The 20909-nt window shown below is 61.9% G+C and carries 17 protein-coding genes; 4 read left to right on the top strand and 13 right to left on the bottom strand.

Features of this window, described 5'->3' with window-relative positions; translation table 11 throughout:
- Positions 1-106: 106 nt before the first annotated feature.
- The 10 genes from PXK07_RS16215 to PXK07_RS16170 form a co-directional block, all read right to left on the bottom strand.
- Entirely contained in the window at positions 107-1339 is a 1233-nt protein-coding gene (locus PXK07_RS16215; RefSeq protein WP_050687573.1) for an aminopeptidase P family protein, read from the bottom strand.
- 469 nt (positions 1340-1808) lie between these two features.
- The gene (locus tag PXK07_RS16210) at positions 1809-2441 is read right to left on the bottom strand and encodes a tyrosine-type recombinase/integrase (RefSeq protein ID WP_050687576.1); all 633 of its coding nucleotides are present in this window, start codon (positions 2439-2441) and stop codon (positions 1809-1811) included.
- 474 nt (positions 2442-2915) lie between these two features.
- A complete protein-coding gene (gene rpoD / locus PXK07_RS16205) occupies positions 2916-4910 on the bottom strand; it encodes an RNA polymerase sigma factor RpoD (protein WP_274849411.1) in 1995 nt (664 codons plus the stop codon).
- A gap of 131 nt (positions 4911-5041) precedes the next feature.
- Positions 5042-7045: a DNA primase gene (dnaG, locus tag PXK07_RS16200; protein WP_274849410.1), complete on the bottom strand. Its 2004-nt coding sequence runs from the start codon at positions 7043-7045 to the stop codon at positions 5042-5044.
- A 1-nt stretch (position 7046) separates the two neighbouring features.
- Entirely contained in the window at positions 7047-7409 is a 363-nt protein-coding gene (locus PXK07_RS16195; RefSeq protein ID WP_274849409.1) for a hypothetical protein, read from the bottom strand.
- A 37-nt stretch (positions 7410-7446) separates the two neighbouring features.
- Entirely contained in the window at positions 7447-7992 is a 546-nt protein-coding gene (locus PXK07_RS16190) for a sarcosine oxidase subunit gamma (RefSeq protein ID WP_274849408.1), read from the bottom strand.
- Entirely contained in the window at positions 7985-10930 is a 2946-nt protein-coding gene (locus PXK07_RS16185; RefSeq protein WP_274849415.1) for a sarcosine oxidase subunit alpha family protein, read from the bottom strand. Before PXK07_RS16185 ends, PXK07_RS16190 begins: the two co-directional genes overlap by 8 nt.
- Positions 10931-10932: 2 nt before the next feature.
- Positions 10933-11202, bottom strand: coding sequence for a sarcosine oxidase subunit delta (locus PXK07_RS16180; RefSeq protein WP_274849407.1), 270 nt, complete (start codon positions 11200-11202; stop codon positions 10933-10935).
- Positions 11203-11259: 57 nt separating this feature from the next.
- Positions 11260-12513 carry a sarcosine oxidase subunit beta family protein gene (locus tag PXK07_RS16175; RefSeq protein ID WP_274849406.1) on the bottom strand — a complete coding sequence of 418 codons (1254 nt, stop codon included), beginning with the start codon at positions 12511-12513 and terminating at the stop codon, positions 11260-11262.
- Between the two features lie 305 nt (positions 12514-12818).
- Positions 12819-14249: a Glu/Leu/Phe/Val family dehydrogenase gene (locus PXK07_RS16170; protein WP_274849405.1), complete on the bottom strand. Its 1431-nt coding sequence runs from the start codon at positions 14247-14249 to the stop codon at positions 12819-12821.
- Positions 14250-14589: 340 nt separating this feature from the next.
- On the opposite strand from PXK07_RS16170, the gene PXK07_RS16165 reads away from it, so the two are divergent.
- From PXK07_RS16165 to PXK07_RS16155, 3 genes are read left to right on the top strand one after another with little or no spacing between them, the layout of a single operon-like run.
- Positions 14590-16251, top strand: a complete 1662-nt coding sequence (locus PXK07_RS16165; RefSeq protein WP_274849404.1) for a TadE/TadG family type IV pilus assembly protein — start codon at positions 14590-14592, stop codon at positions 16249-16251.
- Positions 16248-16784 carry a TadE/TadG family type IV pilus assembly protein gene (locus PXK07_RS16160; RefSeq protein WP_274849403.1) on the top strand — a complete coding sequence of 179 codons (537 nt, stop codon included), beginning with the start codon at positions 16248-16250 and terminating at the stop codon, positions 16782-16784. Before PXK07_RS16165 ends, PXK07_RS16160 begins: the two co-directional genes overlap by 4 nt.
- A 4-nt stretch (positions 16785-16788) precedes the next feature.
- The gene (locus PXK07_RS16155) at positions 16789-17397 is read left to right on the top strand and encodes a TadE/TadG family type IV pilus assembly protein (protein WP_274849402.1); all 609 of its coding nucleotides are present in this window, start codon (positions 16789-16791) and stop codon (positions 17395-17397) included.
- Between the two features lie 134 nt (positions 17398-17531).
- Here the strand turns inward: PXK07_RS16155 and PXK07_RS16150 are convergent, their stop codons facing one another.
- Together PXK07_RS16150 and PXK07_RS16145 are read right to left on the bottom strand one after the other, a co-directional pair.
- Positions 17532-18023, bottom strand: coding sequence for a hypothetical protein (locus PXK07_RS16150; protein WP_274849401.1), 492 nt, complete (start codon positions 18021-18023; stop codon positions 17532-17534).
- Positions 18024-18128: 105 nt separating this feature from the next.
- Entirely contained in the window at positions 18129-19085 is a 957-nt protein-coding gene (locus tag PXK07_RS16145) for an NAD(P)-dependent oxidoreductase (RefSeq protein ID WP_274849414.1), read from the bottom strand.
- A gap of 219 nt (positions 19086-19304) precedes the next feature.
- On the opposite strand from PXK07_RS16145, the gene PXK07_RS16140 reads away from it, so the two are divergent.
- Entirely contained in the window at positions 19305-20216 is a 912-nt protein-coding gene (locus tag PXK07_RS16140) for a pirin family protein (protein WP_274849400.1), read from the top strand.
- Positions 20217-20259: 43 nt separating this feature from the next.
- Here PXK07_RS16140 and PXK07_RS16135 read toward each other — a convergent pair whose 3' ends face one another.
- Positions 20260-20847, bottom strand: a complete 588-nt coding sequence (locus tag PXK07_RS16135; protein ID WP_274849399.1) for a TetR/AcrR family transcriptional regulator — start codon at positions 20845-20847, stop codon at positions 20260-20262.
- Positions 20848-20909: the final 62 nt, after the last annotated feature.

Raw genomic sequence — 20909 nt, 5'->3', positions numbered from 1 at the left:
GTAACTCCAACCAACTCGGTCTGGATCGAATGGACAACCTGCTGAAAGCTCACAGCTAGAGCCGGTATGAGCAGCTGTAGCCGCTCATACCTTGGATCAGGACTGTTTACCCGACGACGTTGTGCTCCGGTCCGTAGGGGAAACCGGTGATGTTCTCGTTACCGTCTTCGGTGATGACCAGAATGTCATGCTCGCGGTAGCCGCCTGCGCCGGGCTGGCCATCAGGAATCGTCAGCATTGGCTCCATCGAGATCACCATCCCCGGTTCAAGCACAGTGTCGATATCTTCCCGCAGCTCAAGCCCTGCCTCACGGCCATAGTAATGCGACAGAACGCCAAAGGAATGGCCATATCCAAAGGTCCGGTACTGCAGCATGTCGCGCTCCGCAAAGAAGTCGTTGATCTTGTGCGTGACCTCGGCGCAGGACACACCCGGCTTGAGCAAGCTCATTCCGTATTCATGGGCAGCGACATTCGCTCCCCAGACCTTGAGGCTGGCCGGATCCACCTCCTCGACGAAAAGTGTGCGCTCGAGCGCCGTGTAGTAGCCCGAGATCATCGGGAAGGTATTGAGGCTGAGGATGTCACCGCGCTCTAGTTTGCGGCAGGTCACAGGGTTGTGCGCGCCATCGGTGTTAATGCCAGACTGGAACCAGACCCATGTGTCGCGGATTTCAGAATCTGGGAACCGTTTGGAAATCTCCAATTCCATCGCATCGCGTCCGGCCATGGCAACGTCGATCTCGCGCGCTCCGGTTTTGATCGCGTCCTTGATGGCATATCCACCAACGTCCGCTGTCGCGGCACCTGCTCGGATCAGTTCGATCTCTGCCTCAGATTTGTGCATGCGCAACCGCATGGTTGTCGGCGCGATGTCTTTCTTGACAGAGGGTGCCAGGAATTCATCCATCAAGCCCAGTTGTGTATAGGAAATGTGATCCCCTTCGAATCCGACTACCTTACCGGACCCCGTCACAGACTGGATCGCACGCCAATAGTTGTTCCGCTGCCAATCAGTGTAGGTGATGTTGTCACCATAGCCACGACGCCAGGGCTGTGCCGCGTCGATGCCTGCGCTGAACGTGACGGTTTCGGTCGCTGTGACCACCTGAGCGTAAGGCCGACCAAACGCACAATACAAAAAGCCCGAGTAGTAGGAGACGTTGTGCATTGAGGTTAACACGCAGGCATCAATGCCCTCATCGGCCATGACCGCACGCAGCTTGGTCAAGCGTGCTTCATATTCGGCGTCGGCAAAAGGCAGCACCTTTTCGCCTTGGTGAAAACGGTAAAAATCTGGGCGCTGTCCTGCAACGCCAAACTCGGATATTCCGGACATCGGTATACTCCTGTTCAGGCCGAGTGTGACGAGGAGGAGCGTGCTTCATACCGGTTGCACCTTCCCTCACCACAAGAGCGGCAAAGCAAGATCCCGGCGTTCAGGATGGTTGGATAGGGATGCTCTAATCGGAATTCGGTTAGTGACGACGCCATCGTCAATCCCATGGTGCACTAATAGACAAAAAGCATCGCCCAATCAAGAATGTTCACCGCCGAACTTCTGAAAAGACGCAAGCTGTTAGCTGACTTTGGACGCGTCCTCTTGCACGCTCACCCTGACGACGACGGGAACGTCCCACAACCCTGCGGATTCGACCAAACCCAGATTTTGCAGCCGCAGGGAACAGCCGCAATGCCCGCTTCGACCGCAGCATCCGTGACTATGGGTTCGCATTTCGTTTTCGACGTCGCGTGATCTCAGATCTCTTATGATCTGGCGAACGGTAAGCACCGTTCGCCAACATTGCTTAGATATCGATGCGCTCCGCAATACTCAGAGCATCTTCCAACTCAACGCCTAAATATCGCACCGTACTGTCAACTTTTGTGTGACCAAGCAGAAGCTGCACCGCGCGAAGGTTGCCAGTCTTGCGATATATCTCGGCAGCTTTGGTCCGACGGAGCGAATGAGTGCCGTAACCGCTGGGTTCCAGTCCAATTGCAGTCACCCAATCACGAACAAGTCGAGCATATTGCCGCGCGGAGATGTGAGGTCGGTCATGAAATCGGCTGGGAAACACGAAAAGGCGGCCGATCATTTCAGGCGATCTAACCCAAGCAGTAACCGTTTCTCTCGTGTTTTCAGTCAGTTCAAACCGAACCGGCTGATTGGTTTTGCTTTGGATCACCGACACTCGTTCGCGAACGCGATCATCTCTGACCAAATCGGTCACGGCGAGTTTGACTAAGTCGCACCCTCGCAACTTGCTATCAATCGCGACGTTGAACAGCGCGAGGTCGCGAAGGTAGCCTGCAATCTCGAGCCGAGCGCGGATTGCCCAAACTTGTTTGGGAAACAGCGGCCGTTTCTGGCCGATTATCCGCCCTTTGTTCCAAGCTTTGCGTTTTGGGGTGACTGCGGGAAGTTGGACTCGTGGCATAACATGCCCTCCAATCCTCCCTCCAAACCCAGACGTCAGCGCCGCGCTGACGTCTGGAGCATAGCATCGGGTCGACACGCTGTAGCCCATCGATGGTGTTTAGCTTTTTTGCCTTGGTTTTTTGACGTGGGAAGCTCCGCGACCTGATCCTTGAATGCCACACCAAAGCTCCAGATTGCGCGAATGGCTGCTTCTTACACCGTGTTGCAGCATCAAAACCTTCGCCAATGCAGCACAATCCGTGCTGCGAGCGCACGCAGCACAAAATAAGGACTTCCGGTGTGGGCTCTCACCCGGCTTTCGCCGCACTTTACACGAACGTCCGCTGTCGGGAAGCGGGCCAGACTTTGCAAAGTCCGCTGTCTGCGCATAACCGCATCACAGATGAACCGCGGCGTCCGTCATCCAAACCTCAAGACCGTCCAACAGCACTTCAAAGCGCAAGAAAAAGGCGCCCCGCAGGGCGCCTTTTGATCACTGATCCAAGAAGCTGCGCAGCTTTCGGCTTCGGCTGGGGTGTTTGAGCTTTCGCAGGGCCTTGGCCTCGATCTGGCGGATCCGTTCGCGGGTCACCGAGAACTGCTGACCGACCTCTTCCAGCGTGTGGTCGGTGTTCATGCCGATGCCAAAGCGCATGCGCAGAACCCGTTCCTCGCGCGGGGTGAGCGAGGCCAGCACCCGGGTGGTGGTTTCCTTGAGGTTTTCCTGAATGGCGCTGTCCAGGGGCAGCACCGCGTTCTTGTCCTCGATGAAATCGCCCAGCTGGCTGTCTTCCTCGTCCCCGATGGGGGTTTCGAGGCTGATCGGCTCCTTGGCGATCTTCATCACCTTGCGGACCTTCTCGAGCGGCATCTGCAGCTTTTCGGCCAGCTCTTCCGGCGTCGGCTCGCGGCCGATTTCATGCAGCATCTGACGGCCGGTGCGCACCAGCTTGTTGATCGTCTCGATCATGTGGACCGGGATCCGGATCGTGCGCGCCTGATCCGCAATAGAGCGTGTGATCGCCTGACGGATCCACCAAGTGGCATAGGTCGAGAACTTGTAGCCGCGGCGGTATTCGAACTTGTCCACCGCCTTCATCAGACCGATGTTGCCCTCCTGGATCAGGTCCAGGAACTGCAAACCGCGGTTGGTGTATTTCTTGGCGATCGAGATCACCAGGCGCAGGTTGGCTTCGACCATTTCCTTCTTGGCCTGGCGGGCTTCCTTCTCACCCTTTTGCACCTGCTGCACGATGCGGCGGAATTCCGAGATATCGAGACCCACATACTGGCCGACCTGCGCCATGTCGGCGCGCAGTTCCTCGACCTTCTCGGTGGAGCGTTCGATGAACATCTGCCAGCCCCGGCCCGGCTTTTCCGCCATGTCCGACAGCCAGTTCGGGTCCAGCTCGCGGCCCCGGTATTCCTCGACGAATTCGCGGCGGTTGATGCGGGCCTGGTCGGCCAGCTTCACCATGGCGCTGTCGATCTGCATCACGCGGCGGTTGATGCCGTAAAGCTGGTCGATCAGGGCTTCGATGCGGTTGTTGTGCAGATGCAGCCCGTTCACCAGCTCCACGATTTCGGAGCGCAGCTGCTGGTAGGTCTTTTCGTCCTGCTCGCTGAAGGATCCGTCTTCGTTCAGGGTGGCCGAGATCCGGCTGTCCTGCATTTCGCTCAGCTGGGCGTAATCCGAGGAAATCTGTTCCAGCGTGGTCAGCACGCGATCCTTGAGCGCGGCCTCCATCGCGGCAAGGGACATGTTGGCCTGCTCGTCCTCGTCATCATCGTCATCGCTGGCGATGGGGTTGCCGTCGGCATCCAGCTCGGGGCCTTTGTCTTCCTTGACGGGTTTGGCGGCCCCGGCAGCCGCGCCGGTATCCACCACCGGTTCGCTGACTTCGCCCTCTTCGTCCATCTGGTTGCCAAAGGTGGCCTCCAGATCGATGACATCGCGCAGAAGGATGTCTTCGGACAGGAGTTCGTCGTGCCAGATAGTGATCGCCTGGAAGGTCAGCGGGCTTTCGCACAGACCCAGGATCATCGTGTTGCGGCCGGCCTCGATCCGCTTGGCGATGGCGATCTCGCCCTCGCGCGACAGCAGTTCGACCGAGCCCATCTCGCGCAGGTACATACGCACCGGATCGTCGGTACGGTCCAGCTTTTCGGTGGCAGCACCGGCAACCGCGACTTCACGGTTGGATTCGGTGGTCACAAGTTCGGTCGAGCCCTTGTTCTGCTCTTCCTCCTCGGCCTCTTCGTCCTCGATGATATTGATGCCCATTTCGGACAGCATCGACATCACGTCTTCGATCTGTTCCGAGCTGACCTGATCCGGCGGCAGAACCTGATTGAGCTGATCGTAGGTGATGTAGCCCTTCTCGCGTGCCTCGGCGATCATCTTCTTGACCTGGGCCTGGCTCATGTCCAGCGAGATTTCGGCTTCCTGATCGTCAGGTTTGCGGTCGTCGGTGTCTTTGGCGGCCATTCATTGCTCCTCTAAGAGGCTGGGGCGATTCGGATAGCGCGAATCATTAGCCGGAACTGATGATTCGTCACCCCATTTACCCAATTTTCTTTTGCTCTTCCTTAGGAAAACACCCTTTTTGCGCGGATGTGTCATTTGTCGGAAAAGCCGATTCTGTCCAAAAGGGCGCCAAAGGCGTCGCGTTCCTCGCGATCGAGCCGGGCGCCATTCTCGCCTACGTCATATTGCGCCCTGTCCTCGTTCTCGCTTCGCACGGCCCTGTTACGCGCCTCGGCGGCCTGTTTCAGGCGCCAGGTCAAAGCCTCATCTGCAAGACCGATCAGGTCCTCCTGTGCCTCAGCCAGTTCCGCATCCAGCCCCCTGAGCGCTTCGAGCTTTGCGATTTCCTCCGCCAGGGTCAGGCGCGCGGCCTCCTCATCGCCTGGTTTGCGCAGACAGGGCACAATTGCCACATGGCGCAGGGCAAAGAGGTTTTCAAGGGCATGGGGGCCAAGCGCGTATTCGATTTCCTCTTTCAGCCGCTCAGGGGCCGCAACGCCATGGCGCAGGACCATGTCGCGCAGGGCCGCCAGATCCGGGTCGGTGCAGATCATCCGCTCGAGATTGGTTTCAAACTCGGGGATCACCGCAGGCGTGGTGATCACCACCGCCAGGATCACCGCCTCGCGGGCACGGGCCAGGGTCGCCTCATCGGCGGCCGCCAGGAGCGAACTGCGGGTGGTTGCCAGTGGCACCGAAGCCCCCCCCTGCACGCGCCAGGGCGCGCGCGCGCCATCGCGAAAGCCGCCTGCCCCGCCGCCTCCGCCCGCCTTGCGGCGCGGTGTGAAACCGTCGTCGCGGGGCGGCCGATTGCCCCGGAACAGCTGCCAGCGCAGCTCCTTGATGTCCTCGCCATAATGTCTGCGGATCGACGGATCGCGGATCAGGCGGATCCTCTCGCGCAGGGCCTTGTCGAGCGCCGCCTTGCGTTCGGGGCTGTCAAAGACGCGGCCTTCGGTTTCACGCTGCCACAGGAGCTTCACCATGGGCATGGCCTGATCCAGCACCGCCTGCACCGCGGCAGGGCCTTCGCTACGGATCATGTCATCGGGGTCTTTCCCCTCGGGCATGATGGCAAAGCGCAGGGATTTCCCGGCTTCCAGTCGCGGCAGGGCCAGATCGATCAGCCGCATGGCGGCGCGGATCCCGGCGGTGTCGCCATCCAGCGCGATGATCGGCTCATCCGACATCCGCCACAGCATCATCAACTGGTTTTCGGTGATCGCGGTCCCCAGCGGCGCCACGCAGGAGGCAAAGCCGCCTTCGGACAGCGCAATCACATCCATATAGCCTTCGGCCACGATCAGCGGCGTGCCCCGCCCGGCAGCGGCGCGGGCCGGTCCGTGGTTGTAAAGGCTGCGGCCTTTGTCGAACAGTTCGGTCTCGGGCGAGTTCAGATATTTGGCGTTGTCATTCGGGTCCATCGCCCGGCCGCCAAAGGCGATCGCCCGGCCGCGCGCATCGCGGATCGGGAACATGATGCGGTTGCGGAAGGTATCATAGGGCTTGCCACCCTTGTTCGAGGGCTTCGCCAGCCCCGCCCCCATGATCAGGTCCTCGGCCACGCCCTTGCCGCGTAAGTGATCCCAAAGCCCCTGCCAGCCATCCGGGGCAAAGCCGATCTCCCAGCGCTGCAGGGCTTCACCCGTCAGGCCGCGTTTGGCCAGGTAGGCGCGCGCGGCGGTGCCGCCTTGGGTATTGAGCTGCAGGCGAAAGAACTGCACCGCCTGCTCCATCACATCTGCCAATTGGCTGCGACGATCCTGTTTTTCCTGCGCCTTGGGGTCGCGCTTGGGCATCTCCATGCCCGCTTCCCCGGCAAGGATCTCGACCGCCTCCATGAAGGCGACATTCTCGGTCTCCTGCACGAACTTCAGCGCATCGCCCTTGGCCTGGCAGCCAAAGCAGTAATAGAAGCCCTTGCGATCATCGACATGGAAACTGGCCGATTTCTCGTGATGAAAGGGGCATGGCGCCCACATGTCGCCCTTGCCCGGGTTTGACTTGCGCTGGTCCCACATGACCTTGCGCCCGACAACATCAGTCAGGCTGATGCGGGTGCGCAATTCGTCAAGGAAACCGGGCGGCAGCGACATATCAGTTCGATTTCAGCTGTTTCTTCATCGCCTGGATCTGATCCCAGTTTTCCAGGCATTGCTGTTCAAAGATGGCACCAAGATCGGCGTTGCGCAGATCGCGCCGCTTCATCCCATAAACATGCTCGGTCAGCTGCGGGATCGCCTTGGAATACTGTTCGGGCCATGCAGGATCCGAGGCCAGGATGACCTCTTCGACCTTCTCCTGTTTCACACGGTCCATCCGCGCAGCCTGCACGGCGGCCATGACCTGGCCCTGGTATTTGCAGCTGTCTTCCTTGCTGTCAGCAGCCTGGGCCGGCGCAGAAGACAGAACGGCCAGGATGGCCGCCACTGGTGCAATCGCTGCGGAAATGCGCTTCATCGATACGCTCCATGAATCAGTCGGTGATCCAGGGAGATTACCTGCGCGCGGCGACGGCTTCCATGGCTGTTTTCAGATCATGCGCCAAGGTTTGCGCAAGCGAGCGGAACACCATGATCTGAAAGCTGTTTGCCCCGATGCGCGTCACCGATGCCATCATGTGGCGCAGCTCGGTGCGCGCGGTATGGCCGCGTTTGAAGGTCTTGCTGCGCAGATCGATGGGGCAAAGACGCGCCAAAACATCTTCGGCCCCCTCCCCGTCAAGCCGCACCACGGCCCAGGCATCGCTCTGATCGGTCAGCGCCGCGTATTCGGCCAGAGATGGATCGGGCGCAGGCCCGGCCAGCAGCGCCATATCCCGACCAAACCAGATCGCCCTGTTCCCCGCCTTGCCGGTGCTGCGCCCCATAGCGGGCAGTTTCATGCCATGGGCGGCCTCCAGTGCCGCACTCAGGCCCCTTTCCTGATCGCTGAAGGGCGCAAGGCTGGTCAAAGCCCCCAGATCCTCTTCGCTGAGGGACAGACCGCCAACAGAGACGGGCAGCAGCCCCGCGCAGGGGCTTTTTGCAATGAGTTCAGCCACGGGCGCGCCCTCCTTCCGGGTCAAAGAACTGCGGTTCCACCACCTCGCACATGGCGTCTATGCCGCGCATGTGATCGACCAGGCGGATCTGATCGCCGATCCGATCCCGCCCGCCACTGAGGAAACCCAGCGCGATGGAGTGGCCCAGCGTGGGCGAGAAACAGGCCGAGGTCACATAGCCCTGGTCATGGATCCGCTCCACCGGATCTTCGGGGTTGAACAGATGCGCCCCGGCGGTGAGTTGTTTCACCGCGCCGATGGGTTTGAGGCCGACCATCTGCATCCGGTCCTCGGCCATCAACCCGTCGCGGCGGGACATCGGCCCCCCGAAGAAATCCTTCTTCTTCGACATCATCCCCTGCATCCCCAGATCACCGGCCGTCACGGTGCCGTTGATTTCCGCATGGGTGATGAAACCCTTCTCGATCCGCAGCACATTGAGCGCCTCCATCCCGTAGGCGCCGCCTCCCAGGCCTTCGGCACGGGCCAGAAGTTCGCGGAACAGCGCATCGCCATAGCGGGCGGGCACCGCCAGTTCATAGGCTTCCTCGCCGCTGAAGGAGATGCGGAACAGCCGACCCGCGACGCCCATGACCGAAACCTCGCCGCAGGCCATGAAGGGCCAGGTTTTGCTGTCGATCTCGTCATCCAACAGACCATTCAAAAGCGCGCGCGCCTTGGGGCCTGCCACGGCAAATTGCGCCCATTGTTCGGTGACCGAGACAATGCGCACATCCCAATCGGGGCACAGCACCTGGGTCACATATTCCAGATGCGCCATCACCTGCCCCGCAGCGGCGGTGGTAGTGGTCATCACATAGTGCTGATCGCCCAGCCGCGCGGTGGTGCCGTCATCCATGACAAAACCATCCTCGCGCAGCATCAGACCATAGCGCGCGCGCCCGACCTTCAGGGTCGAGAACATGTTGGTATAGACATAGTCCAAGAGCTTTCCGGCATCCGGCCCCTGGATGTCGATCTTGCCGAGGGTGGAGACATCGCAGACCCCGACGTGATTGCGCACCAATGTCACCTCGCGGTCGCAGGACTGGCGCCAGTTGGTTTCCCCGGTTTTCGGGAAATAGGCGGCGCGATACCAGAGCCCGACCTCCAGCTGATGGGCGCCGCGCTCCTCGCTCGCCTTATGCGAGGTCAGGAAGCGCTGCGGCTTGAAGCCCTGCTCTGCGGCCCCTGCCCCCATGGCTCCGATGCTGACCGGCACGAAGGGGGGGCGGAAGGTGGTGGTGCCGGTTTCGGGAATGCTGCGCCCGGTGGCATCGGCCAGCACCGCCAGCGCCGCGACGTTCGAGTTCTTGCCCTGATCCGTCGCCATGCCTTGGGTGGTGTAGCGCTTCATATGCTCGACCGAGCGGAAGTTTTCCGCCGCGGCCTGTTTCACATCCTTCACGGTCACGTCGTTCTGGAAATCAAGCCAGGCGCGTCCCTTGCCCGGCACATTCCAGAGCGGCGAAATCCGGTAGGGATCATCCTCGGCCAGCGGCAGATCGGCACTTGGCACCTTCAGGCCCAGCGCCTCCAGCGCCTTGCCTGCGGCTGCAGCCCCGTCGCGCAGGGCACCGGCGGTGGAGAACTCGCCATTGCAGCCCCCCGCTGTCACCATGCCCGGCACGCTGCCCTCCTTCGGCACAAAGGCCGCGATGTCGCGCCGCCAGCTGGGCCGCGCGTTCAGATGGCAGGTCAGATGCACCGAAGGGTTCCAGCCGCCCGACATGGCCAGACAATCGCTCTGGATCTTCTCCTCTCCGGCGACGGAGCGCACGGTGATGCTTTCGAGCCGCTTGCGTCCGCCCGCATCGCAGACCTGCGCGCCCTTGATCACCGGGAACAACTCGCTGTCGGGCGCATCATGGCGGCTGTCGATCAGGGCGGCCACATGGACGCCCGCCGTTGCCAGATCGCGGGCGGTGCGATGGGCGTCGTCATTATTGGCAAAGACAGTGACCCGTTCGCCCGGCGCCACCCCCCAGCGGTTGAGATAGGCGCGCACGGCGCTGGCGGTCATGATGCCGGGGCGGTCGTTGTTGCGAAAGGCCACCGGGCGTTCAATCGCCCCTGCCGCCAGCACCGCGCGTTTCGCCGCGATGCGCCAGAAGCACTCGCGCGGAAGGTGGCTTTCCTTCAGCGAATGGCGGCGCGGCCTGTGATGGGCAACACGCTCCAATGCGCCATAGGTGCCCTGATCATAGGCGCCTGTCACGGCCGTGCGCGTCATCAGCCGCACGTTGTCCATAGACGAGAGTTCCTTCAGAACCTCCGCCACCCAGAGGTGGGCGGGCATGCCGTCCACCTCTTCGACCTCGGCCAGAAGGCGGCCGCCCATTCGGCTGTCCTCTTCGGCCAGGATCACGTCGGCGCCCGCGCGCGCGGCCACCAGTGCCGCCATCAGACCGGCAGGCCCCGATCCGATCACCAGCAGGTCGCAGAAGGCATAGGCCTTTTCGTAGGCATCCGTATCCGCCGCCCCGCTGAGTGCACCCAGCCCCGCCGCGCGGCGGATCATCGGCTCGTAGAGTTTCTCCCAGAAGGCCGCAGGCCACATGAAGGTCTTGTAGTAGAACCCCGCGCCCAGGAAGGGCGCCGCCAGATCGTTCATCGCCATCACGTCATGCTCGACCGAGGGCCAACAGTTCTGGCTACGGGCGCTGAGGCCTTCGAAAAGCTCCTGCGTGGTGGCGCGCACATTCGGATCCTGATGCGCGCCGCTGCCGATGGTGACCAGCGCATTCGGCTCTTCGCTGCCTGCGGTCAGGATGCCGCGCGGGCGGTGATATTTGAACGAGCGCCCCACCAGATGCACGCCGTTCGCGAGCAGGGCCGAGGCCAGCGTATCGCCCTCAAGCCCCATCATGTGGCGGCCATTGAAGGAGAACGTGACGGGCTTGCCGCCTTCGATCAGCCCCTTGCCGGGCAGTCTCATGCTCATGCCGCACCTCCAAGACCCGCCTCAGAGGCAAGCGATACCTCAAGGACCTCATGGGTGGCCGTGTTGCGGCGCACCTTCAGCCAGGCCCCGCAGCCCATCTCGTGATACCAGAGTTCATCCAGCGGGCCTGCCGGGTTTTCGCGCAGGTTTACGTACCGGTGCCAGGCGTCCAGACCGGCATCCTCGGCAGGGCGCGGAAGGGCCGCACCGCGATAGGTGAACTCGCGGCGGTCCCTTTCGCCGCAAATGGGACAGGTGATCCTCATGTCTGCCGCTCCCCTGAATAGTCGATCTTTGGCTCTGTCATGACGACGGCAACGCGCCTAGTGCAAATTGTGCTGGGCACCGGTCCCCTCCTCGTCCATGAGGCCGATACCGCTGCGGAAGCGGTCCAGCTTGAACCGGGTCGCGGCGCCATGCGGGCGGTCGGTGGCGATGAGATGGGCATAGACATTGCCCGACCCCGGGGTTGCCTTGAAGCCGCCATAGCACCAGCCGCAATTGAGATAGAGCCCGTCGATCGGGGAATGGTCGATAATGGGCGATCCATCCGGCGTCATATCCATGATGCCGCCCCAGCTGCGCAAGAGCCGCGCCTTGCCCACGGCGGGGACCATGGCCATGCAGGTCTCCATCGTGTGTTCGACCATCGGCAGGTTCCCCCGCGCCGCATAGGAGCTGTAGAAATCAAGGTAGCTGCCAAAGACCAGCCCGCCCTTGTCGGACTGGCTGATATAGAGATGCCCCTCGGCAAAGGTGATGACGTGGTCGATCAGCGGCTTCACCCCTTCCGAGACAAAGGCCTGCAGCACGTGGCTTTCGATCGGCAGGGTCAGCCCCGCCATCGCCGCCACCTGCCCCGAACGCCCGGCCGCCGCCAGTGCCACCTTCTTAGCCCGGATCGGGCCGCGCACGGTCTGCACGCCGGTGACGCGGCCGTTCTCCACATCGATGCCCGTTACCTCGCAGTTCTGGATCAGATCCACCCCGCGCATGTCGGCGCCGCGGGCAAAGCCCCAGGCCACCGCATCATGGCGCGCGGTGCCCGCCCGGCGCTGCAACAGCGCTCCCATGATCGGGAAACGGTTGTTGTCAAAGTTGAGATAGGGCGCCATGCGCCGCACGCCTTCACGGTCCAAAAGCTCGGCATCGTCGCCCTGGTTGATGATCGAGTTGCCACGCCGCACGATGGCATCGCGCTGCCCGTCATTGTGAAACAGGTTGAGGATGCCGCGCTGGGACATCATGGCGTTATAGTTCAGCTCCTGCTCCAGGCTCTCCCACAGGCGCAGGCTATGGGAATAGAACTCGGAGTTGCCCGGCAGGTAGTAGTTGGCGCGCACGATGGTGGTGTTGCGCCCAACGTTGCCGCCGCCGATATAGCCGCGTTCCAATACGGCGACATTGGTGATGCCGTGTTCGGCAGCCAGGTAATAGGCCGTGGCCAGCCCGTGGCCGCCGCCACCGATGATGATCACGTCATATTCGCGCTTGGGATCGGGATCGCGCCAATGAGGGCGCCAGCCCTTGTTGCCGGTCAGCCCTTCCTTCAGCACCCGCCATCCGGAAAACCGCATATCGTGACCTCCACCTCTCCGTCGCACCTGCAGGCCGCAATGCCCGCCGCAGATCTTGCCCTAGTGCTAGCGCCTTTGCGGGGCCTCTCCTACCCCCTTTTGCGGGAAAGTCGAAACGACCCAATCCGCTACCGGCGCAGTCGACGATTTCTGGGCAGTCCTGTCTAGTTCTGAATGCGACGCTTCGTGGCGCAAGTGGGCAAGGGCGGCAAAAAGGAACATACCGCCCGGACAAAAGGCGCCGGGAAAAGAAAATGGCGGACACAACGGCCCGCCACATCCCAAAAGCTAAGGCTGAATGCGCGCTACAGCCCCTTGGCACGGTAGCTGGCGGCGACCTTTTCGATCGACACCAGATAGGCCGCCGTGCGCAGGTCCATCACGTCGTCGCGTGCATGCCAGACCTCGCGCATGGACTGGTAGGCGATGCGCATGGTGTCATCGAGCCCCGAGCGCACCAGTTCCAGCTCATCGGCGCCGCGCAGGTATTTCTCCTTGAAGCGCGGATCCAGCGTCCAGGTCTTGCCAAGGCTTTCCGACAGTTTCTCCAGTTCGTCCACCACCAGCTGGTGGCGCGCCTCTTCCTGGCGGCGCTGCATGCGGCCAAAGCGGATGTGGCTGAGGTTCTTGACCCATTCGAAATAGGAGACGGTCACACCGCCCGCGTTGGCATACATGTCGGGGATGATCACCGTGCCCTTTTCGCGCAGGATCTCATCCGCGCCGGCAGTCACCGGGCCGTTGGCGGCCTCGATGATCAGCGGCGCCTTGATACGTGCAGCGTTGGACATGTTGATGACGCCTTCCAGCGCCGCCGGGATCAGGATATCGCACTCCTGCTCCAGCAGGGTGGCACCATCGGCGGTATGGGTCGCATCCGGATAACCGGCAATGCCGCCATGTTTGACGATCCAGTTGCGCACGGCCTCCACATCCAGCCCCTCTTCGCGGTGCAGGGCGCCGTCGCGTTCGATGATGCCGGTGATCAGGGCGCCGTCTTCCTCGCTCAGGAACTTGGCGGCGTGATAGCCCACATTGCCGAGGCCCTGCACGATCACGCGCTTGCCGTCGAGCTTGCCAGAGAGACCCGCCTTGGCGATATCCTCGGGGTGGCGGAAGAACTCGCGTAGAGCGTATTGCACGCCGCGGCCCGTCGCCTCGACCCGGCCCGCGATGCCGCCGGCATTCAAGGGCTTGCCGGTGACACAGGCGCGGGCGTTGATGTCGGTGGTGTTCATCCGCGCGTATTGATCCGCGATCCAGGCCATTTCCCGTTCGCCCGTGCCCATGTCGGGGGCGGGCACGTTCTGGCTGGGGTGGATCAGGTCGCGCTTGGCCAGCTCATAGGCAAAGCGGCGGGTGATCAGCTCCAGCTCGTGTTCCTCATATTCGCGCGGATCGATGCACAGCCCCCCCTTGGAGCCACCAAAGGGCGCCTCCACCAGGGCACATTTGTAGGTCATCAGCGCCGCCAGCGCCTCGACCTCGTCCTGGTTGACGCCAAGTGCGTAGCGGATACCACCCTTCACTGGCTCCATATGTTCGGAGTGGACCGAGCGATAGCCGGTGAAGGTCTGGATCTTGCCACGCAGGCGCACGCCGAACCGCACGGTATAGGTCGCATTGCAGACCCGGATCTTTTCCTCCAGCCCCGGCGGCAGGTCCATGATGGAGACCGCGCGGTTGAACATCAAATCTACACTCTCGCGGAAACTGGGTTCGTTCTGGCTGCTCATTGGCATTTCTCCGTGCTTTTGCAACGACTCATGATCAAATCTAAGGCAACTCTGTGCATGGAAGTTTAAGACCTGCGACCTTTTTTACCATTCCAATAATAAGAATCGCCTCGAACGCATTGGTCTAGTGATTCGATATCCTTCTGAACCGATACTATTTCCCCAGGGGAAACAATCCCTCATTCACCACCCCTCATTGATCCGGGATCAGATCACAATCGTTAAGGTTTCGCCCAGGCCGCGCCCCATTTCCGCCATCTTCCCCAAGCAATCATGAAGACCAGTTGCGAAAGGGCGGAGTGCGCCCTGATTGACGGCACGGGACATGGGGGTGTGTTGCATGTGTGCGCGTGGCAAGACCGAAAAAGGCCCAAAGCATAGCGTTCTGAGCGCGCAGGCGGTTCGGCTGCGCGACTTTGCACGTGACGACAGTGGCGCCATGGCCGCGCCGACCATCTTCTTCTTTCTGGCCATGCTGGCGATCGGCGGCATCGGCATCGACCTGATGCGGATGGAGCGGGACCGGACCATCCTGCAGTATACCCTGGACCGTGCGGTTCTGGCCGCCGCCGACCTGGATCAACCCCTGTCCCCGGCCTTGGTGGTTCAGGACTACCTCAGCAAGGCGGGTCTGGATGAGTATTACCAGCCCCCCATCGTGGAGCAGGGCCTGGGCTACAAGAAGGTGGAAAGCACGATCAACACCACCTTTGACACCCATATGCTGGAATTCTCGGGCGGCGCCAACATGCCGCTGCATGCCAATGCCCGCGCCGAAGAAAGCATCGACGGGCTGGAAATCTCGCTGGTGCTGGATGTGTCTGGGTCCATGAACTCCAACAGCCGCCTGACCAATCTCAAGGTCGCGGCCAAGGATTTCATCGATACGATGGTGGCCAATACCACCGACGGAAAGATGTCGGTTTCCATCGTCCCTTATGCGACGCAGGTCTCGATCCCGGATGAACTGGCCGAGCAATACAATATCGACCGCCCACAGACCTATGCCAACTGCGTGAACTTCCAGAGTGACCATTTCGACACCACCGCGCTATCCACGACCGAAGCCCTGCAAGGTTCGATGCTGTTCAGCCCTTGGTCGGGGAGTGATTACCGGTCCAGCGGCACGCTCATCAATCAGGAAGTCTGTTCCCACGACGAAGACCGGGAAGTGCTGCTGTTTGAAAAAAACGCAACCACGCTCAAGAACTTCATCCAGAGCCTAACGGCCTGGGGCAATACCTCCATTGATGTCGGCATGAAATGGGGTACCGCCCTTCTGGATCCCAGCGCGCGCCCCGCAATCAACGCGCTTGCCACCGGCGCCGACGCGATTGTCCCCAGCGATTTCAGTGCACGCCCCGCAGAATACAACGATTTCGAGACCATCAAGGTCATCGTGCTGATGACCGACGGGCAGAACACCTCGCAATACTACATGAACGAAGACTATCGCAGCGGGGCCACCGGCGTATGGTACAACCCCGAGCAGGGCGTCTATTCCACCTATGACCCGCACAACAACCGCTACTACTGGCACAATCGCGGGATCTGGATGGATCATCCCTATGGCGCCTCCCCCGGCACCGAGTATTGCTATCAATGGTATTATGGCAGCTGCAGGCGCACCGCGACCGAGGGCGGCACCGTCGCGGAGCTGAATTTCGGCGATCTCTATGCCTACACCTCGGTCAAATCAGTCTATTACATGTTCTCCAACGCAATGGGCCGCTCCTATGCGCGCACCTACTGGTACAACTACGTCTATTCCTCCTACGGCAACTCGACCAAGAACGCCCGCACCCGTGCCATCTGCCAGGCGGCCAAGGATCAGGGCATCATCGTCTACACCATCGGCTTCGAGGCCCCCAGCGACGGCGTGGCGGTGCTGCAGGACTGCGCCAGCTCGGATGCCCATTACTTTGACGTGGACGGGTTGGAAATCTCCGATGCCTTTGCCTCCATCGCAACTTCCATCCGCCAGCTGAGGCTGACCCAATGATACGCCGATGCCACACTGCACTGAGACGGTTCCGCCAGCGCGAAGACGGCAATGCCTCGCTGGAATTCGCGATCATCATCCCGGCCTTCCTGATGATCCTGATGTCCACGGTGGAACTGGGGCTGATCAATATCCGCCAGTCGCAGCTGGAACGCGCCCTGGATCAGACCGTGCGCGGCATCCGGCTTTCGACCGGGGCCGCCGCCCAGCATGACGCGATCCGCGACGAGGTCTGCGCCCGGTCCGGTTTCATCGACAATTGCGCCACCTCGCTGCGCCTTGAAATGGTGCGGCTCGATCCCTTCAACTGGACCGGCGTGAATGCCACGCCCGACTGCGTCAGCCGCATCGAAGAGGTTCAGCCGGTGCGCACCTTCACCAGCGGTCAATCCAACCAGCTGATGCTGATCCGCGCCTGCATGAAGTTCTCACCGATCTTTTCCGATTGGGGGCTGGGCGGCAGCCTTGGCAAGGATGCCGACGGTCGCGTGAGCCTCTTTGCCGCATCGGCCTTTGTTCAGGAGCCGAGGTAAGCCCATGTTTCACGCCCTGCGCCACCGCCTGAAGACATTCTCCCGCGACAGCGACGGCTCGGTCTCGATCGAATTCGCGATCTATGCGCCGCTGCTTCTGGGGGTCTTTGCCGCCTTTTACACCTTCTTCGATGCCTTCCGTCAGGAAAGCGTGAACCTGAAGGCCGCCTATACGGTATCGGACCTGATCTCGCGGGAGACCACCGCGCTCAACAACGACTATATCGACAGCATGTATGAGATGACCAAGCTGCTGATCCGGTCGGATTCCAACATGAGCCTGCGGGTTTCGGTGATCCGTTGGGATGAGGATGATCAGCGCTACTACGTGGACTGGTCCGCAGTGCGCGGCGGCGCGCTGGAACAATGGACCGATGGCACGATTTCCAACGTCAAGGACGACCTGCCCAACATGCCCGATCAGGAGCGCGTGATCCTGGTGGAGACCCGCAACCAGGTGACACCCGCCTTTCGGGTCGGACTGCCGGACCTGGACATCAACAACTTCGTCTTCACCCGCCCGCGTTTTGCGCCGCTGGTGCGATTTGAGGGCGACGTCGATGCCGGGGGCAGCCACGACGACGGCGCTGGCGATACTGGTGTGGTCGACTAGACAGGCATGACCCGAGGAGGCGTGACCGACGACGCGCACGCCACCCTCATCCTGCGCCTGTCGTCACAGATCATCGGCCAGTTACCAGTTACCAGTTACCAGTTACCATTGACCAATGGTCAGTCGTCCGGTGGTCAGTCGTCCAGCGTCGTGCCAAGATCGCGCCGCGCGATCATCGCCGCCAGGATTTCCGACATCGCCTTGCTCTGAGAGCCTGGGGTGACACCTCCGACCCCGATCCGGCGCCCCATACGCCACCACAGCCCCGGGAACCAGGCGCGCGGACCCGGCGTCTTGCGGCGCATCAGGAAACCGTTGGAGGGCTTGAAGGCAAAAAAGCCGCGGTCGATGGCTTCGATATCGGCGATGCGGGCAATCTCGGTCCCGTCCGAGCAACGCAACACCTCTTCGGTCAGCTCGATCCGATAGGCGGTCGCCTGCCACATGCGCGCGGCCAGCCAGAGAGCGCCCAGCCCCACCGCCAGCAGGAACACCAGCCAGGCGGCCGAGGGCGGCGATGAAAAGGCCACATAGAGCAGGATCACTCCAACGGCGGCCAGCATGCCGACCCCCATGACACGCCGGGGTCCCGACGCCTCGATCGTTGTCACCACCTCTTCCGCCATGTCGCTGCCTCCTGTGACCTGTTGTTGCGCGGCATAGCGTGAAACGCGGCGGACGAACAGCCCTCGTATCGCGGCCCTGTGGATGCCGGACGGATCCTGAGCGCCCTATTCTGCTGCGGCCCTGCGGATCCGCACCTCGTGACCGCGCTCTTCGGGCTCTTCGTCGATCAGCTCCTGCGGGAAGCCATCGGCCAATACGCTGACGCCCGCCGCCTCTTCCAGCCGTTCGATGATCCGATCCGACTGCGCGCGATTGCCATAACGGGTCTGCCCGTCCTGCATGATGCGGATCACCTCGGGCGACAATTCCAGCGGCACCGCATTGCGCTCGGCAATCGCCTGGAACAGGCCGATGTCCTTCAGCACCAGATCCATGGTGAAATTCACATCGCGACTGCCCGACAGGATCAGCTGGCTTTCGGTTTCATGTACAAATGAGGTGCCCGAGCTGATCCGGATCGCCTCGTAGGTTGTGGCCAGGTCCAGCCCTGCCGCCTTCATCGTGGTCAGCGCTTCGCACAGGGTCAAAAGATTCGCCGTCGCCAGGTAGTTGGTCATCACCTTCAGCGTGCTTGCGGTACCGATCTCCCCGGTGTGGAGCACGCGGCGCCCCAGGATCGTCAACAGCGGCAGCACCCGCTCGAAGCCATCGCGCGGCCCGCCCGCAAAGATCGAGATATTGCCGGTGTCGGCGCGATGGCAGCCCCCCGAAACGGGGCATTCCATCGCCAGACCACCGCGCGCCTCGACCGCCTGTGCCAGACGGCGCACTTCGGCCTCGTCCGTGGTCGACATCTCGATCCAGATCTTGCCCTCGGCCACATGGGGCAGCATCTCCTGCATCACCGCATCGCATGCAGCAGGCGACGGCAGGCAGGTGATCACCACATCGCAGGCCTGCATCATCGCGGCAGGCGATGCCCCCGCCCCAGCGCCGCGGGCGACGAAATCGGCAACCCGCGCCGGATCGAGGTCATGCACCGACAGGTCCACGCCATTGCGCAAGAGGCTGCCCGCCAGCTTGCCGCCCACATTGCCGAGCCCGATAAAGCCGGTCTTCAATCCCTCAGTCATGGTGGCACCCTCGCTTCCGCCTCCTCATTGCCAATCCAGCTTGCAGGGGATCACAGCGGCAAACCTCTCGGAAAACGACAGCGTCGGACCGTTCGCGACCCCCCCCACTTGCGCGATGGCGCACAGTCTCTGTCGCAGGATGGGGATTTGCGCCCCAGCCATTGGCTCCTATCTTTAGGCAAACGCGAACAGGCCAGGAGCCATCCGATGTCGATCAGACCGATACTTGAGACCCGCAGCGCCATGCCCACGATGGAGGGCGCAGGTGTGAAGCTGCACCGTGCCTTTGGCTTTCAGGATCCAAGCGAGCTGGACCCCTTCCTGCTGTTTGACGATTTCCGCAACGAATTCCCGCAGGACTACCTGCGCGGCTTTCCCTGGCATCCCCACCGCGGCATCGAGACGATAACCTATGTCCTGTCCGGCACGGTCGAGCACGGCGACTCGCTCGGCAATACCGGCACCCTGGGCGCAGGCGATGTGCAATGGATGACCGCCGGCTCCGGCATCCTGCATCAGGAGATGCCGAAGGGAAACGCCCAGGGCCAGATGCACGGCTTCCAGCTCTGGGGCAACCTGCCTTCGAGCCAGAAGATGACCGACCCGCGCTATCAGGATGTCCAGGGCAAGGAGATCCCCGAGGTGATCGACGACGACGGCACCCGCGTGAAGGTCATCGTGGGGGAGTTCTGGGGCAAGAAAGGCCCGGTGGACGGGATCGCGGCAGACCCGCAGTATCTGGATGTCTACGTGCCTGCCGGGGTGCGCAAGACCTTCAAGATCGATACCTACCGGCGCGCATTTGCCTATATCTTTGAAGGCCAAGGCGCCTTTGTCGATGCCTCGCGCCCGCAGGGGGTTCTGCTGGAAAAAGAGGTCGCGGGCGAAGAGCTGCATATCCGCGACATGTCCGGCGACCGCACCCTGGTGCGGTTCGGCACCGGCGAGGAGATCACCGTTCAGGCCGGCCCGGATGGGGTGCGCTTCCTGTTGATTTCAGGCGCTCCGATCGAAGAGCCCGTCGCCTGGCATGGCCCCATCGTGATGAATACCCAGGCCGAGCTGCGCCAGGCCTTCCGGGATCTGAACAACGGCACCTTCATCAAACCGGCGCACTGACCTGAAAGCCTCCCTGCCCCGGGCTGCCGGGGCGGGCCTGGCGTCAGGCCGCCACCGCCTTGCGCACCATGTCCCAGTAGATCGTTTCGACCTCTTCCAGCGACAGGCGCCCGCCCGCGCGATACCAGGTCATCACACCGTTCAGCATGGCGATCACGGCCAGGGTCGCGATCTTGGTGTCCGGGATCTGGAAGGCGCCCTCTTCCACCCCTTGCCTCAGAATGCCCTCCAGCGCGTTCTCATAGCTGCGCCGCATGGATTCGATGCTGGCAAAATTCTCTTCCGAGAGGTTGCGCAGCTCCATATAGGCGATGAATACCGCATCCGGGCGCTCCATGTGATAGCGAATGTGAAAGCGCACGAAGCGCTCCAGCCGGTCCAGGGCGCCATCGGCCACCGGTTCGGCCTGCCAGGCCGCCAACAGATCGCTCATGTGGCGACGCATCAGGCTGAACAGCAGGCTCTGCTTGTCCGAGGTGTAGTTGTAGAGCGCACCGGCCTGCACCCCGACCTCGGCCGCGATCTGCCGCATCGAGACCGCCGCAAACCCATGCTGCGCAAATAGCCTGAGCGCTGCATCGCGGATGCGCGGGCCGGTGATATCGGAATGAGAGCCTTGGGTACGTGCCATGGGCCCAAAGTATCTGAACACGTGTTCAGAAAAAAGCCCCGCCAGAAAAAAGCTCAGCTTGT

The organism is Phaeobacter sp. QD34_24 (genome assembly GCF_028890115.1).
Taxonomy (GTDB): domain Bacteria; phylum Pseudomonadota; class Alphaproteobacteria; order Rhodobacterales; family Rhodobacteraceae; genus Phycobacter.
Note: the sequence above shows the minus strand (reverse complement) of the source record. Positions and strands in the feature narration are given on the sequence as shown.

Coding starts and splice junctions, on each gene's coding strand:
- PXK07_RS16140 (WP_274849400.1), top strand. CDS start 19,305: ATGTCGATCAGACCGATACTTGAGACCCGCAGCGCCATGCCCACGATG.
- PXK07_RS16170 (WP_274849405.1), bottom strand. CDS start 14,249: ATGAGCAGCCAGAACGAACCCAGTTTCCGCGAGAGTGTAGATTTGATG.
- PXK07_RS16175 (WP_274849406.1), bottom strand. CDS start 12,513: ATGCGGTTTTCCGGATGGCGGGTGCTGAAGGAAGGGCTGACCGGCAAC.
- PXK07_RS16215 (WP_050687573.1), bottom strand. CDS start 1,339: ATGTCCGGAATATCCGAGTTTGGCGTTGCAGGACAGCGCCCAGATTTT.
- PXK07_RS16185 (WP_274849415.1), bottom strand. CDS start 10,930: ATGAGACTGCCCGGCAAGGGGCTGATCGAAGGCGGCAAGCCCGTCACG.
- PXK07_RS16150 (WP_274849401.1), bottom strand. CDS start 18,023: ATGGCGGAAGAGGTGGTGACAACGATCGAGGCGTCGGGACCCCGGCGT.
- rpoD (WP_274849411.1), bottom strand. CDS start 4,910: ATGGCCGCCAAAGACACCGACGACCGCAAACCTGACGATCAGGAAGCC.
- PXK07_RS16180 (WP_274849407.1), bottom strand. CDS start 11,202: ATGAGGATCACCTGTCCCATTTGCGGCGAAAGGGACCGCCGCGAGTTC.
- PXK07_RS16155 (WP_274849402.1), top strand. CDS start 16,789: ATGTTTCACGCCCTGCGCCACCGCCTGAAGACATTCTCCCGCGACAGC.
- PXK07_RS16210 (WP_050687576.1), bottom strand. CDS start 2,441: ATGCCACGAGTCCAACTTCCCGCAGTCACCCCAAAACGCAAAGCTTGG.
- PXK07_RS16165 (WP_274849404.1), top strand. CDS start 14,590: ATGTGTGCGCGTGGCAAGACCGAAAAAGGCCCAAAGCATAGCGTTCTG.
- PXK07_RS16135 (WP_274849399.1), bottom strand. CDS start 20,847: ATGGCACGTACCCAAGGCTCTCATTCCGATATCACCGGCCCGCGCATC.
- PXK07_RS16195 (WP_274849409.1), bottom strand. CDS start 7,409: ATGAAGCGCATTTCCGCAGCGATTGCACCAGTGGCGGCCATCCTGGCC.
- PXK07_RS16160 (WP_274849403.1), top strand. CDS start 16,248: ATGATACGCCGATGCCACACTGCACTGAGACGGTTCCGCCAGCGCGAA.
- dnaG (WP_274849410.1), bottom strand. CDS start 7,045: ATGTCGCTGCCGCCCGGTTTCCTTGACGAATTGCGCACCCGCATCAGC.